Below are 14,496 nucleotides of genomic sequence, written 5' to 3'. Positions count from 1 at the left end.
CCGCCATGGAAAGGACACCGAAGTCACGTGAGCGAGATCCCCTGGAGCGGCGCGCGCGGCGCGCGCGGCGCCGCGGCCGCCCGGCCCGGCCCGCCGCCCGGCGCCGGGCCCGCCAACCTCGCCGACCTGCTGGAGCGCATCCTCGACAAGGGCATCGTGATCGTCGGGGACATCCGGGTGAACCTGCTGGACATCGAGCTGCTCACCATCAGGCTGCGGCTGCTGGTCGCCTCGGTCGACCGAGCCAAGGAGATGGGCATCGACTGGTGGGAACACGACCCGTCGCTGTCCTCACGCGCCCGCCACGAAGTCGCAGCGCCCGATGAGCTGATGGAGGAGAACCACCGGCTGCGTGCACGCCTCCAAGCCCTGGAAGAGGAGGCCCGGCGGTGAGCGGCGACGGCACCGCGGTGTACCTGTACGGGGTGACACGCGACCTGGACCCCGCCGCGCTGGACGGCGTCACCGGCGTCGACGCCGCGCCCGTCCGCGCCGTCACCGCCGCGGGGCTGACCGCGCTGGTCAGCACCGCGCGCCTGGACCGGTACGGGGAGCAGGCCCTGCGCGCCAACCTCGAGGACCTGCGGTTCCTGGAGGACACCGCGCGCGCCCACCACGACGTGGTCGGCCTGGCCGCCCGCAACGCCCCCACCGCCCCGGTGCGCATCGCCACCCTCTACCGCGACGACGACCGCGTCCGCCAGGTCCTCACCCGGCAGCGGGCGCATTTCACACGCGTCCTGGACGGCATCACCGGCCGTACCGAATGGGGCGTGAAAGCCTACGCCCACCCCCCACAAGCCACACAGGAACCCGAGCGCGGTCCCGGTGGCGGGGGAGCGGGCACCGCCTACCTCAGGCGCCGCCAGGACCAGCGGCGCCGCCGCGAGCGCGCCGCCCGGCACCTCGCCGGCCTGGCCGAAGGACTGCACGCCGAGCTCGCCGGCCGTGCCGTGGCCGCCCGCCACCACCCGCCGCAGGACCCCCGCCTGTCAGGACGGCAGGGCACCCTCGTCCTCAACGCCGCCTACCTGGTCGACGACGACCACGCCCACCGGTTCGTGGAATCGGCCCGCACCGCGGCGGACCACCTGGAGGGCATCGAGGTGGAGGTCACCGGGCCCTGGCCGCCCTACTCCTTCATCACCGCACACGACGGCACGGAGGACGGCGCATGACCGTGCCCGTGTACGCCGACCACCCGGGCACCGGCCCCCCGATGGAACGCATCGCGCTGGTCGACCTGCTGGACCGGCTCCTGGCCGGCGGCGTGGTCATCAGCGGCGACCTGGTCATCTCCATCGCCGAGGTCGACCTGGTGCGGGTGTCGCTGCGCGCCCTGATCACCACCATCAGCCAGGACATCCTGCCGCGGACGGCCGGAGAGCAGACCCCATGAGCGAACCCGCCCGCAGGAACGGCCACACCCATGACGCGGCACCCTGGACGCGCCCAGGCCCGGCACGGCCCGCACCCGCCACCGGTCCCGTGATGCAGCGGTTGCGGTCCGAACCCGAAACCGTGGAACGCGACCTGGTCAAACTCGTGCTCACCCTGGTCGAACTCGTCCGCCAGCTCATGGAACGCCAGGCACTACGCCGCGCCGAAGACGGCGACCTCACCGACGAGCAGATCGAACGGCTCGGCCTGGCCCTGATGCGCCTCGAGGAGGCCATGACCCGCCTCAAGAACCACTTCGGCCTCACCGACAACGACCTCAACCTCGACCTAGGCCCCCTCGGCCCCCTCCTCTGAGCCGCTACCGTCCCGCGGTCAGAGCGCCTCGACACCTTGGCCGTCCTGGTCAGGACCGCCACCCAGCCCGTGCAGTCTCGCGCACCCGGCCGACGACAGAGGGCACTCGGACACGGCCGCGCGAGTATCAAGGCGAAGGGCGTGTGTGAGGAACGCCGGGTCGGGGCGCATGCGTGGATGGTCCGGTGGCAGTCCCGGGCGGCGTCGGCGTTCGCCTTCGCCGAGGCCGACATCCATGGCATGCCACCGACGCGGCCCTGGTGGCGATGAAGCACTCGCATCCGGGCGACCTGCCGCCACCGGTGGACGCGTCGGGCGCCTGCTGGCCGTCACGGTCGGCAAGGGCCGCAGCGGGCGGACGCGTGCACGCGAACCGCAGTCGCGTGCACTACAACCTTGGGCCAGTGGCTTCCGACACCGGTCACGATGACCGAACGCGGCAGCGCCGCTCACATGCGACCGCTGGATGGGACGAGGGGAGGCCAGGCGCAGGCCGACCATCGCCGTGCCCGTCAGCTCTGTGTGCGAGCGGCACGATGGCCGGGACACCGAGCCGGACGCATCCCATGTTCGACAAGGACAGCACCACGACCGGGACCCTGCCGATCGGCCCGGTTCGCCGCCGGCATGTCAGAGGGCGGGCGCGGCCTGCTGGTCGTCGGCGCGGTCAGCGCCTCGGGGCTGGGCCCCGCTCGCCACCGCCCGCAAGGCCCGTCCCGGGGCGAATTCCGTCCCGGGACGGGCCTTGCGGGCGCGGGTCAGACCGGCTGTGGCGCGGCGGAGCGCGCGTCGAACGCCGCCCAGACTGAACGTAGTGGCCTGGCGCGGCCGATGGCCGGTGTCGTGTGGTTCGCGGGGGCTTGCCGCTGGAGTAAAGCGCAGGTTCGCGCCGCGCCGCTGAGGGATCTCCTTCGGAGCCGAGCGCAAGCGCTACTTGACATAATGTTCATTATCAACCAAAGGCAGGAGGGGTCCGGAAGGACCCATAGGCGGCCTTACCGGGCACCGGCGAGCGGACCACATTCATCGCGATTCATCGCGCCGGCGTGGCGCCCGGCCTCAGGCGGCGGACGCGCGACGCCGCGACACGGCGGCACGGCCCACCTGCGACCGCCGGTACGGTGCCCGCTGGATCCCGCACCGGCGTGCCACCAGAGCCATCAGGAACGGGATCTTCGACGAGATGGCTCGGCCCCGATGCAGATTCCTCAGCGGCGCGGCGCGAACCCTGCGCTTTCTCCAAAGGACGGCACCACGACCGGGACCCTGCCGGGCCGACGTTCCAGCGCCGAGCCCGCCGGCATGTCAGGGTGAACGTGATGGCCTGGCGCGGCCGATGGCCGGTGTCGTGTGGTTCGGGCGAGTGTCCATGCCCCCTTGAAGTGCCCCCTTGAAGTGGGCGCACGCGCCCCAGGTTTCGTCGCCGGGGCCTTCGCCTGGCCGCCCCAACGAAACAGCCGCAACCATCCGGGTACAAAGCCCCGCGCCGGCACCGGTCAGGGCTCAGGCGGTGGCCGCGCCGCTACGCGGCTCGGGTCGATGACCGCCCGGGTTCCGATGCCGGTGAGCAGCGGCGGGGCGGACGCTCGTCCTCGGCGGGCAACGCGGTGAGCAAGGCACTGAACGTCCTGGAGGCCGCGGCGGCTGGCCGACATCGCCGCCGACTCGGGCGTGCCCAAGGCCAGCGCGCACCGCATCCCGGCCGCGCTCAACGAGCTGGGCTTCATCGCATACGAGGGCGACGGGGCCGACGATCGGCGAGGAGACAGGGAGTGAGTAAGGAGTGAGTACAGCGTGCCCGAGCCGGGCTCTCAGCGCCAGCTCGTGCCCCAGCGAGTCGTGCATGTCCCGCGCGATACGGGCGCGCTCGCGCAGCCGCTCCCGCTCGGCGGTGATGCGCTGCTGGTGCTCCAGCCACTCGGCCCGCTCCCAGCCCGCGTACACCAGTTCCTGGTACTGCCGCCAGGCCCGGCCCGCCAGCCACGGCAGCACCCCCAGCAGCACCAGGTAGATGGTGACCGGGAACCACTCGGTGACCTCGACGCCACGGGCGATGTTGAACGCCGCGCCGGCCACGCAGATGCCGGTGAACGCCCACAGCACCTGCCGGGCGCCGGCCAGGCGCCGCCCGGTCAGATAGGCCATGACCGGGAACCCGAACACGAAGTTGCCGTGCACCGCGCACAAGCCCGCCACGATCAGCAGCGACAGCAGCGGCCTGGCCCGGCCTGCCGCGACCGCCACCGCCAGCAACGCCAGCCCCGCGCCCTGCACCCACCACGCCGGGTCCCCCGGCCGTGGCCCCAGCATCCCCAGCGCCACCGGGAACGCCAGGGCCACGTACAGCGCCGCGTTCGCGCACACCACACGCGCCACCGGACGGCCCGGGCGGTCCGGGCGGTCCGGGCGCGTACGGGCCGTCTCCGCCGATCCGGCGGGGAGGGGTGCGGTGGTGCGGCGGGGACGGGCCGGTGACCAGCGTCGTGGCACGCCCGCCCGGCGCCGGCGGGCGCCGGGCGGGCTGCTCCCGCCGTTCGCCCCGCTCACGCACGCCAGGCTACAAGCGGGACGGCCCGGCCGATACCGACGAAAGTCAACCCCGCGCCGCCGTCCCCGGAGGCGTCACCGGGGACGTCACCGGGGACGTCAGGGGACGGGGACCTCCACGAAACCCGGCGCGCCACGGCGGGTACGGGCACGGCCGCCGGTGACCTCCGCCGCCCACGCCTCGAACCCCTCCACCTCCGGCACCGCGACCGCCACGTCCGCCTCGACCGCGTCCCCGTACCGCACATCACCCGGCACCCGCCCCGAACCGTGCAGATCACCCAGGAACCGGCCCGCCAGCGCGTGCTCCACCCGCACCGTCACCGTCACCACCGGCACCCGCTCCACCACCCCGACCGCGTCCACCGCCTCCGACACCGCCCGCCCGTAGGCGCGCGCCAGCCCGCCCGCGCCCAGCTTCACCCCGCCGAAATACCGCGTCACCACCGCCACCACATCGGTCAGGCCCCGCCGGACCAGCACCTCCAGCATCGGCACCCCCGCCGTGCCCGCCGGCTCCCCGTCGTCACCGGACTTGGTGATCTCCCCCAGCTCCCCCACCACGTAGGCGGTGCAGTTGTGGGTGGCGTCGCGGTGCGCGCGGCGGTGCGCGGCGATGAACCGCACCGCCTCGTCCTCCGAGGCCGCCCGCGCCAGCGTGCACACGAACCGGGACTTGCGGATCTCCAGCTCGTGCGATCCCGCGTTCCTGATCAGCCGCATGATGGCGCCCGAGTCTAACGCCCGGCCGCCCCGCGGGCGGGCCGCCCGGGGACCGGGGGTCAGGGAACGGGGGTCAGGGGTGCGGGAACGGCCACGGGTTGGGGCGGCACCCGTACAGCGACTTGGTCTGCTGCACCATCACCGGCGCGCGCCTGCCCCGCCCCGGGCAGTACCGGTGACCGTGCCCCAGCGCGTGCCCCACCTCGTGATTGATCAGGTACTCCCGGTAGGCGGCCAGGTCGGCGCCGTACGGGCGGGCGCCCTGACCCCACCGCCGCGCGTTGATCACCGAACGGCCGTGGCTGTGGCACGACAGCAGCCCGTCGGTGCGCAGCGGCAGGCACATCCGTTCGGTCATCGCCGGGCTCGACAGCGCCACCCGGAACCGCACCGGCCCCCGCGAGACCCGCGTGAACCGCATCGCGCCGCCCCGCCCCCAGCCGCGCGGATCGTTCAGCACCCGGTGCACCTGCGCCGCGAACGCCGCGGCCGCGAACGGCAGGCCCCGCTCCACCTCCACCGCGTACCGCACCACCCGTCCCGGGCCCGGCGGCGCCTGGGCCGAGCCGGGCACCACCAGGTAACGGCCCGACGCCGACCACGGCACCGGTACCCGCGGCGGCTGCCGCCTGCCGTTGACCACCCCCGCCCGCGCCGCGCCCGCCCGCGCGCCCGCCCGAGCGGCCGCATCCGCGTCCTGACCGGAGCGCACGTCCCCCGCGCCGGAGCCCGCGGACGCGCCGCCCGGGTGGGCCAGATGGGCGTGGGTGCGCGCGCCGCCCCTGGCCACGGCGTCACCCGCGGTGCCCGTCTGACCCCACATCACCAGGCCCGCGCCCGCGACCACCGTCACCGCGGCCACCACGACGGTCACCGCGCCCCCCGGCAGCCTGCGCACGCGGACCGCCCGTGAGCCGCGATATCCCGTCCGGCCGTGCCGGTGCGGACGCGTCCACGCCGCCAACCACACCGCCGCCCACGCCCTGCGGCGCCGACGGTGCCGGCGGCGTCCCGCGGGCCGCGCTGGTGCCGGAACCCGCCCGGGCCCCCTGAGTCGCTGCATTGCTCCCCGTCCCCCGGCCGCGACACCCCTCCGACCGGCGCATCGCGAAGATCACCCACGTATCATCACGCATTGTATCCGTACGATCGCCCAACGTGACAATGTTGGGGGAAGCGGGGGCAGGGCGGCCGGATCGGACGGCCACGCCGGGCAACCGGCCGGGCGCGCAGGATCGGGCTCGCAGGTCAGAGGGCAGGTCAGAGGGCAGGTCGGGCTTGCAGGTCAGGCGGGCGGGTCGACGGCCGCGGGGGCGCCGGAGCGTTCACCGAGCATCGGCAGCACGTCGGCGATGGACGGCACCACATGCGAGGGACGGAACGGGAACCGGTCGATCTCCTCCTTCGACGTCACCCCGCTCAGCACCAGGATCGTCTCCAGCCCGGCCTCCACGCCCGCGACGACGTCGGTGTCCATCCGGTCCCCGATCATCGCGGTGCACTCCGAATGGCCGCCCACCCGGTTCAGCGCCGTCCGCATCATCAGCGGGTTCGGCTTGCCGACGAAGTACGGGTCCACCCCCGTCGCACGGGTGATCATCGCGGCGACCGCGCCGCACGCCGGCAGCGACCCCTCCGTGGACGGGCCGATCGGGTCGGGATTGGTCGCGATGAACCGGGCGCCGCCCTCGATCAGCCGCACCGCCCGGGTGATCTGCGAGAACGAATAGGTGCGGGTCTCCCCCAGCACCACGTAGTCGGGATCGATGTCGGTCAGGATGTACCCGGCCTCGTGCAGCGCCGTGGTCAGCCCCGCCTCACCGATCACGTACGCCGACCCCTCGGGGCGCTGGTCGGACAGGAACTGCGCGGTCGCCAGCGCGGAGGTCCAGATCGACGCGGCCGGCACGGCCAGGCCCATCGAGGCCAGCCGGGCCGACAGGTCCCGCGGCGTGTAGATCGAGTTGTTGGTCAGGACGAGGAAGGGGGTGCCCGACCGCGACAGCCGGGTGATGAACTCCTCGGCCCCCGGAATCGGATGGCCCTCGTGCACCAGGACCCCGTCCATGTCCGACAGCCAGTACTCGATCGGCTTGCGCTCGGTCATACCCCCCATTCTCGCAGCACCACGACCCGCCCCCGCCCCGCCTCGGCGCCGGTCCCGGCCGGCCCCGGCCGGTCTCGCAACGGACCTGGGCGGGTCCGCCCCGCGTTCACCACCCGTACCCGCGCGGGGAACACCGCGTTGACCTGACGGCCGCCGCCGCCATACATTCCCCACGAGACCGGCCGAACCGTGTTCGGGACCACCGGGGTCCCGGCGGGGCGGACGGCAGGGAGGTCGCGTGTGAAGAGCGTCGCCGAGGTACGCAAGGCCCTGACCGCCCCCGGGCAGCCGTTCGAGATCGACGAGATCGACATCCGCGGCGTGCGCACCCGCGTCTGGAAGCACGCCCCCACCAGCCTGCGCGACATCCTGGAGCTGTCCCGCGGCCACGGCGAGACCGACTACCTGGTCTACGAGGACGACCGGCTCACCTTCGCCGAGCACTACGCCCACGCCGCCGCCTTCGCCCACCGCCTCATCGACCACTACGGCGTCGCCAAGGGCGACCGCGTCGCCATCGCCATGCGCAACTTCCCCGAATGGTCGGTGGCGTTCTTCGGCGCCGCCATCGCCGGCGCCGTCGTCGTCCCCCTCAACGCCTGGTGGACCGCCCACGAACTGGAGTACGGCCTCACCGACAGCGGCGCCAAGGTGCTGGTCGCCGACGCCCAGCGCGCCGAACGGCTCGCCGAGGCCCTGCCCCGCCTGGGCGTGCCCGCCATCGTCGCCCGCCCCGGCACCGGCGGCGCGCAGGCCCTGCCGCCCGGCGCCCGCGCCTGGCAGGACGTGCTCGGCGACGTCGACCCCGCCACCACCCCGCCGCAGGTGCCCCTCGACCCCGAGGACGACGCCACCATCTTCTACACCTCCGGCACCACCGGCCGTCCCAAAGGCGCCCTGGGCACCCACCGCAACATCGCCGGCAACCCCGTCAGCCTCGCCTACGGCATCGTCTCCGCCGAGGTCCGCGGCGGCCGCGACATCACCGACGTGCTCACGCCCCAGCGCCGCGTCACGCTGCTGTCGGTGCCGTTCTTCCACGTCACCGGCTGCCACTCGGTGCTGGTCACCAGCGCCCTGCAAGGCGGCACCGTGGTGCTGATGTACAAGTGGGACGTCGAGCAGGCGCTGCGGCTCATCGAACGCGAGGGCGTCACCGGGTTCGGCGGCGTGCCCGCCATGGCCTGGCAGGTCCTCACCTCCCCCGACTTCGCCAAGTACGACACCTCCAGCCTCACCGGCGTCAGCTTCGGCGGCGCCCCCGCACCCCCCACCCTCGTCGACACGATCACAGAACGGCTGCCCGCCCGCACCCCCGGCAACGGCTACGGCCTCACCGAGACCTCCTCGGTCACCACCTACAACGCCGGCGCCGGCTACATCGAACGCCCCGACAGCGTCGGCCCGCCCGTCGCGGTCTGCGACGTGCGCGTCGTCGACCCCGCCACCGGCCGGGACCTGCCCGCCGGGCAGGTCGGCGAGCTGCTCATCAAAGGCCCCAACGTCATCAAGGGGTACTGGGGGCGGCCCGAGGACACCGCCCGCGCCTTCACCGGCGGCTGGTTCCACAGCGGCGACCTGGCCCGCCTCGACGACGACGGCTTCGTCTACATCGTCGACCGCGCCAAGGACATGCTCATCCGCGGCGGCGAGAACATCTACTGCGCCGAGGTCGAGGCCGCCCTGTACGAGCACCCCGCCGTCGCCGACTGCGGCGTCATCGGCGTCCCCCACGACGTGCTCGGCGAAGAGGTCGGCGCCGTCGTGCGGCTGCGCCCCGGCGCCACCGCCACCGCCGGCGAACTGCGCGCCTTCCTCAGCGAACGCATCGCCGCCTACAAGGTGCCCGCGCACGTGTGGTTCCGCGAGGAGGACCTGCCCCGCAACCCCGGCGGCAAGCTCCTGAAAACGCAGCTGCGCGCCGAACTGCTCCCCTGAACGGCACCCCGGCCGCGCCCCGCCCGCCGCGGCGCAGGCTCTCGATCACGCCGCTAAGCTGGGGCGGGTGAGCGACAACCAAACCCGTCCCGGAACCACCATCGGGCAGATCGCGCCGCCCGGGCTTGCGCCCGGCCCCGGCTACAGCCATGTCGTCACCGCCGACCCGCCCCACCGCCTGGTCGTCATCAGCGGCCAGATCGCGCTGGACTCCTCCGGAGAGCTCGTCGGCCCCGGCGACCTGGCCGCCCAGACCCGGCAGGTGTTCACCAACCTGCGGCACGCCCTCACCACCGCCGGCGCCGGCTGGGAGCACGTGCTCAAACTGAGCTACTTCGTCCGCGACGTCACCCAGGTCCCCCTCGTCCGCGCCGTACGGGACGAGTTCCTGCCCGACGGCGTCCGCCCCGCCAGCACCCTGGTCGAGGTGTCCGCGCTGTTCCGCGACGACCTGCTCATCGAGATCGAGGCGCTCGCCGCCGTCCCCGCCTGAACCACCGCCGAAGGTCCCGCCCGAGGCGGGCAGCGGAGGGCGGAAACGCGAAGGGCCCCGGGGGAGGAGTCTTCTCCCCGGGGCCCTGGCATGTCCCGGCAAGTCCCGGCGCGGCGCCCGCCGTCGCCTGCCCGGACGTGCGTGCCCGGACGTGCGTGCCCGGACGTGCGTGCCCGGACGTGCGTGCCCGGACGTGCGTGCCCGGACGTGCGTGCTCAGACGTTCACGCCGAAATCGGAGGCGATACCGGCCAGGCCGGAGGCGTAACCCTGTCCGACCGCGCGGAACTTCCACTCCGCGCCGTGCCGGTACAGCTCGCCGAACACCATCGCGGTCTCGGTCGAGGCGTCCTCGCTCAGGTCGTACCGGGCGATCTCGCTGTTGTCGGCCTGGTTGACGATCCGGATGAAGGCGTTGCGGACCTGGCCGAAGCTCTGCTGCCGGTTGTCGGCGTCATAGATCGACACCGGGAACACGATCTTGGCGACCTCGGCGGGCACCGCCGCCAGGTTCACCTTGATCTGCTCGTCGTCGCCCTCGCCCTCGCCGGTCAGGTTGTCACCGGTGTGCTCCACCGTCCCGTCCGGGCTCTTGAGGTTGTTGAAGAACACGAAGTGCTTGTCCGACAGGACCTTGTTCTCCGCCGAGCACAGCAGGGCGCTGGCGTCCAGGTCGAAGTCGCTTCCGGTCGTGGTCCGCACGTCCCAGCCCAGACCCACCACGACCGCGGTCAGTCCGGGAGCCTCCTTCGTCAACGAGACGTTGCCGCCCTTGCTCAGACTGACTCCCACTGTGTCTACCTCCGTATCGCGTCCGCGCGGACGCCTGTCCACCCGTACGGTCTGTCACGAGAACCTGTAACGAGAACGGTAGTCAACCGGTGCCGGTTCCCACCGCCCACGCCGCCGGTCGGCGTGCCGCATCCGCCTCCGCACACCGTAGGGGAAAACCGCGCCGCGCACGGCCGAACCACGCCTCATAGGCCCCCCGAATCACCCGCCCCCGGCCTCCCGCGCACCGGGGACGAACGCGCCCGGCGCGGTGATCTCCCCGGGCAGCTCGAACGCGGCGGCCAGCCGCCCCGCGTGCGGCGCCAGCGCATCGGCCACCCGGCCCCGCAGCTCCCACACCCGGTCCAGCGTCCCGGGCGTCACCACCCGCTCGTTCAGCAGCCGCCCGCCGCGCCGGTCCATCCACCCCAGCGCGTACAGGCGCAGCACATCACCCAGCACCCCCTCCGGCGCATCGACCGGCGCGCCCGGGACACCGCCGCCCGCCGCGGCACCGGTGAGGATCTCCAGGACGAGACGGTCCGCGCACGCCTCGGCGGTACGGGCGGCCAGGGTCAGGTTGGCGTTCCAGGCGGCGAACCCGTCCAGCCCCGCCTGCCGCGCGGCCTCCACCCGGCCCGCCAGGCGCGCCCGCATCCGCTCCTCGCACGCGCCGGCCGCCCCCAGCCACACCCGCGGCGACAGCAGGTCCCCGCCGTCCGGCGGCGGGGCCTGCCACCGCGGCGGCCGGTAGCCGTCCAGGCCGGCCATGGCCCGCGCGGTGTCGAACAGGATCAGGTCGTTGTCGCCGCCCGCGTTCAGATACGCGTGCGTCAGGCCCCGGTAGGCGTTGAGCCGGTCGGTGCCGGTGAACCCCGGCGCGCCGCAATGCGTCCGGCACAGCGACACCGTGGCGTCCGCCTCCACCGTCGCCGCCGCCTTCAGCAACGCCAGGTCCCGGTCCACCGCCGACCACGGCGCCCACGCCGTGGCCGGCCCCGCGCCGCCCTCCGGCGCCTGGGCCGGGTGCGGGTGCGGGTCCGCGGCGGTGCGCGAGCCCTTGACGTGCCAGGCCACCGCCGTCAGCGCGTACGCCGAGGCCAGCGCCGACAGCACCGCCTCGCGCTGGTTGCCGTAGTCGGTGAGGGGACGCAGCGGGGCCAGCCGCCCCAGCGTGACACGGCCCGCCGAATGCGCCAGCAGCGTGGCCGCCGAGGCCCGCGTGACCGCCGCCATCGCCGAGATCACCGCCCGCCACACCGCGGGCGCGATCCCCATCGACCGCGTCAGCCGCCGCGCCGCGTCCCCCGCCGGATCGTGGAAGGACCCGTCCGGGCCCAGCGACGCGCCGTCGCTCAGCCACGCCTCCCGCGGCACCCGCACCCCCTCCAGCCGCACCGCCGCATAGTCCACCGGCAACCCCGTGGTGTCGGGCGCGGGCAGGATCCGCACGCCCGGGGGCGGCGTCCCGTCCGCGCCGCGCAGCGGCACCACGAACACGAACACCCCCCGCTCGGCGCCCTGATGCACCAGCGTCGCGTACACGGCGGCGGTCTTGGGCACCAGCGGATGCGCGGTGTTGGTCGGGAACTTCACCGCCCGCGCGTCCGGGGTGTCCAGCACGAACTCCCCCGCCGCCGCGTCGTAGCGGGCCAGCGTGCGCGGCGACAGATGGCTGTTGCTGCGGCCCAGCTCGGTCATCAGCAGCGTCCCGAACGAGGCCATCGACTCCAGGTCCGCGCGTTCACGCCCAGGGCCCGCGCCCGGCGCGCCCAGCCGCAGGATCGGTCCCAGCGCCAGCGTGTAGTGCAGCAGCATCACATGGAACAGGGCGGGATCGGCGACCGCCGCGCGTTCCAGCAGCGCGCACAGCGCGGGCGGGTCGGCCAGCAGCTCGGCCGCCGGCGGCGCGCTCCTGCCCGCCTCGCGCAGCCGCCGGTAGGTCAGCGCCTGGCGGTCACGCGGAGCCAGCCCGTCCGGATAGGCGAAGAACGCGCCGGGCACCGCCCGCGCCGCCATCGCCCCCACCCCACCCTCCGGCCCGCCGTCCGGCCCGCCGTCCGGGCCGCCGTCCGGGGCCGGGCCGCGGACGAACCGCAGCAGATCCGGGCCTGCGGCCGAACCGGGAACGTCCATCTCCACGTCTCCCTCCGCGTCCTCTCGCGGCCGCTTTCCCCGCCGGACCGGCGGGACGGGTCAGGCACCGGCGCCGGCGGGGCGGCCCCCGGCCGCCGCCGCACGGCGGGGACGCGGCGGCAGCGGCACCAGCGTCCGCGCTCCCGGCACGCACAGCCGCGCGCACTGGCACAGCGCGTCGCCCGCGCCCGCCTCCGCGAACACCGACGCGCCGGCCTCGTGCACCGCCCGCAGCGTCTCCGGCAGCGACACCGGCGCCACGATGCACTCGGCCAGCGCGCGATGCAGATCGTCCCCGTCCTCGTAGGCGCGGCCCCGCACCGGGGAATGCACCACCACCCGCAGCGGCCGCTGCGGGAACCGCCGGATCAGCCCGTACCACTCGCGGTCGGCGCCCGCCATCGCCGGATGGTGCGACAGGTAGGGCACCGCCAGCCGCACCGCCCGCACCCCCGCCCGCCGGCCGGCCTCCAGCACCCGCTCCAACGGGTCCGACGGGCCGCTGACCACCGTCACCGACGGGGCGTTACGGCAGGCCACCACCACCCGCCCCGCCGCGCCCGCCGCCGCGATCAGCTCCTCGGCCCCGCCCTCGTCGGCCGCCACCAGGCCCATCCCGCCACCGGCGCCGTACCGGGCCAGCACCCGCACCAGGCTCGCGGCCATCGCCGCGCCCTCCCCCACGGTGAACACCCCCGCGCACACCAGCGCCGGAAGCTCACCGAAACTCTGCCCCACCGCGAAACCGGGCTCGACCCCCGCGGCCCGCAGCACCCGCTCCACCGCCACCGACACGACGTAGGAGGCCATCTGCGGAACGCCCGGCACGCCGGCGACCACGCGGAACTCCTCCGGCTCCTCCAGCAGGACCCGCCGCATCGACGGCCACCGCCCTCGCGGCGGCGCCCCCTGCCCGCCCGGTCCGGGAACGGTGTCCCGGGCGGCGTCCTGAAGGGCCTCCTCGACGGCGTCCACCACCTCCTCCACCAGCGCCGGAGCGGACGGGTGCGCGCCCGCCAGCGCCCGCAGGTCCGGGACGCCCGACGAGCCGGTGCCAGGAAAAAGGAAGGCGACGCCGACACCGGGACCGGCGTGCTCCCGCCAGGCGGAGGAAAGGGACACCGGATTCTCCTTACCTGAAGGCGAAAGGACCTTCCGCGGAGTTAATGTGCGCCTTACTCCGAATAAGTGAAAGTTTCTCCGATCCGGATTATTCACGCATCGGATCGGCCTGACAACCGTCAGCGACCTCGGCGAACACGGCCGGCTGGCGCGGGAGGGCCGAGCACAGCAGGATCAGACGCGCAGGATCAGACGCGCCAGGGTCAGGCGCGGGAGGCGGCCAGGCGCAGGCCCAGCCCGATCATCGCCGTGCCCGTCAGCCCGTCGATGGCGCGGCGGACCCGCTCACGCGCCATCACCCGGCGCAGCGCGCCCACCACGTTGGCGACCACCAGGAACCACACGCCCGCCACGGCCGCGGCCACCACCGACAGCAGCAGCGTGTCGGTGACCGCCGGATGCTCGCCCAGGAACTGGGGCATCAGCGCGACGAAGAACACCGCCGCCTTCGGGTTCAGCGCGTTGCACAGCAGCCCCTGCCGGAATGCCGTCCACGGCCAGGGCGACGCGCCCCCGCCGCCGGAGCCGCCGGTCCCGCCGGTCTCGCCGGGAGCGCCGCCGCCGGTGCCCCTGGCCGCCGCCCGCAGCGACCGCACCCCCAGGAAGAGCAGGTACACCGCGCCGACGATCTTGACGAGGGTGAACGCGGTGGCCGAGGCGGCCAGCAGCGCCGCCACGCCCAGCGCGGCGGTCACCGCCCACATCAGCACCCCGGCGGCGATGCCCAGCGCGGTCGCCGTCCCGCCGCGCCGCCCGCCCACGGCCGCGTGCCGCACCACGAGCGCGAAGTCCGGCCCGGGGGACATCGCGCCCAGGCACATCGTCACCGCGAACGCCGCCAGCTGCTCCGTTCCCACCGCAGCGCCTCCTCCAGACCCCGGTGCACGTCCCGTGGCGCCCAGACT

14 protein-coding genes are annotated in these 14,496 nt (G+C 74.4%); 6 read left to right on the top strand and 8 right to left on the bottom strand.

Annotated features, from left to right (window positions below):
- Positions 1-27 precede the first annotated feature (27 nt).
- The 4 genes from QSK21_RS04140 to QSK21_RS04125 are packed head-to-tail and all read left to right on the top strand — an operon-like array spanning position 28 to position 1,755.
- A complete protein-coding gene (locus tag QSK21_RS04140) occupies positions 28-393 on the top strand; it encodes a gas vesicle protein (protein WP_285693822.1) in 366 nt (121 codons plus the stop codon).
- Entirely contained in the window at positions 390-1,178 is a 789-nt protein-coding gene (locus QSK21_RS04135) for a GvpL/GvpF family gas vesicle protein (RefSeq protein WP_285693821.1), read from the top strand. Before QSK21_RS04140 ends, QSK21_RS04135 begins: the two co-directional genes overlap by 4 nt.
- Positions 1,175-1,399: a gas vesicle protein gene (locus tag QSK21_RS04130; RefSeq protein ID WP_285693820.1), complete on the top strand. Its 225-nt coding sequence runs from the start codon at positions 1,175-1,177 to the stop codon at positions 1,397-1,399. Before QSK21_RS04135 ends, QSK21_RS04130 begins: the two co-directional genes overlap by 4 nt.
- The gene (locus QSK21_RS04125) at positions 1,396-1,755 is read left to right on the top strand and encodes a gas vesicle protein K (protein WP_285693819.1); all 360 of its coding nucleotides are present in this window, start codon (positions 1,396-1,398) and stop codon (positions 1,753-1,755) included. The genes QSK21_RS04130 and QSK21_RS04125 overlap by 4 nt, the downstream gene beginning before the upstream one ends.
- Positions 1,756-3,258: 1,503 nt before the next feature.
- On the opposite strand, the gene QSK21_RS36345 is transcribed toward QSK21_RS04125, so the two are convergent.
- The 4 genes from QSK21_RS36345 to QSK21_RS04105 all read right to left on the bottom strand — a co-directional run bounded on the left by QSK21_RS36345 (position 3,259) and on the right by QSK21_RS04105 (position 7,132).
- Positions 3,259-4,302: a histidine kinase gene (locus QSK21_RS36345; RefSeq protein WP_285693818.1), complete on the bottom strand. Its 1,044-nt coding sequence runs from the start codon at positions 4,300-4,302 to the stop codon at positions 3,259-3,261.
- A 99-nt stretch (positions 4,303-4,401) separates the two neighbouring features.
- Positions 4,402-5,025 (bottom strand): YigZ family protein, encoded by a 624-nt coding sequence (locus QSK21_RS04115; RefSeq protein ID WP_285693817.1) that lies wholly within the window; start codon positions 5,023-5,025, stop codon positions 4,402-4,404.
- Between the two features lie 73 nt (positions 5,026-5,098).
- Complete coding sequence (locus QSK21_RS04110; RefSeq protein WP_285693816.1) at positions 5,099-5,923, bottom strand: DUF3152 domain-containing protein; 825 nt, start codon at positions 5,921-5,923, stop codon at positions 5,099-5,101.
- A 387-nt stretch (positions 5,924-6,310) separates the two neighbouring features.
- Entirely contained in the window at positions 6,311-7,132 is an 822-nt protein-coding gene (locus QSK21_RS04105; protein ID WP_285693815.1) for an HAD-IIA family hydrolase, read from the bottom strand.
- A 240-nt stretch (positions 7,133-7,372) separates the two neighbouring features.
- Between QSK21_RS04105 and QSK21_RS04100 the strand changes: the two genes are divergently transcribed.
- Together QSK21_RS04100 and QSK21_RS04095 are read left to right on the top strand one after the other, a co-directional pair.
- Positions 7,373-9,070, top strand: a complete 1,698-nt coding sequence (locus QSK21_RS04100) for a class I adenylate-forming enzyme family protein (RefSeq protein WP_285693814.1) — start codon at positions 7,373-7,375, stop codon at positions 9,068-9,070.
- Positions 9,071-9,137: 67 nt separating this feature from the next.
- On the top strand, positions 9,138-9,563 hold the full coding sequence (locus QSK21_RS04095; protein ID WP_285693813.1) for a RidA family protein: 426 nt from the start codon (positions 9,138-9,140) through the stop codon (positions 9,561-9,563).
- A gap of 215 nt (positions 9,564-9,778) precedes the next feature.
- On the opposite strand, the gene QSK21_RS04090 is transcribed toward QSK21_RS04095, so the two are convergent.
- The 4 genes from QSK21_RS04090 to QSK21_RS04075 form a co-directional block, all read right to left on the bottom strand.
- The gene (locus tag QSK21_RS04090; RefSeq protein WP_285693812.1) at positions 9,779-10,354 is read right to left on the bottom strand and encodes a TerD family protein; all 576 of its coding nucleotides are present in this window, start codon (positions 10,352-10,354) and stop codon (positions 9,779-9,781) included.
- Between the two features lie 201 nt (positions 10,355-10,555).
- Positions 10,556-12,469, bottom strand: coding sequence for an acyl-CoA dehydrogenase family protein (locus QSK21_RS04085; protein ID WP_285693811.1), 1,914 nt, complete (start codon positions 12,467-12,469; stop codon positions 10,556-10,558).
- A gap of 60 nt (positions 12,470-12,529) precedes the next feature.
- A complete protein-coding gene (locus tag QSK21_RS04080; RefSeq protein WP_285693810.1) occupies positions 12,530-13,591 on the bottom strand; it encodes an ACP S-malonyltransferase in 1,062 nt (353 codons plus the stop codon).
- Between the two features lie 203 nt (positions 13,592-13,794).
- Entirely contained in the window at positions 13,795-14,448 is a 654-nt protein-coding gene (locus QSK21_RS04075; protein ID WP_285693809.1) for a LysE family translocator, read from the bottom strand.
- Positions 14,449-14,496 lie beyond the last annotated feature (48 nt).

This window comes from Actinomadura sp. NBRC 104412 (assembly GCF_030269515.1).
GTDB lineage: Bacteria > Actinomycetota > Actinomycetes > Streptosporangiales > Streptosporangiaceae > Spirillospora.
Note: the sequence above shows the minus strand (reverse complement) of the source record. Positions and strands in the feature narration are given on the sequence as shown.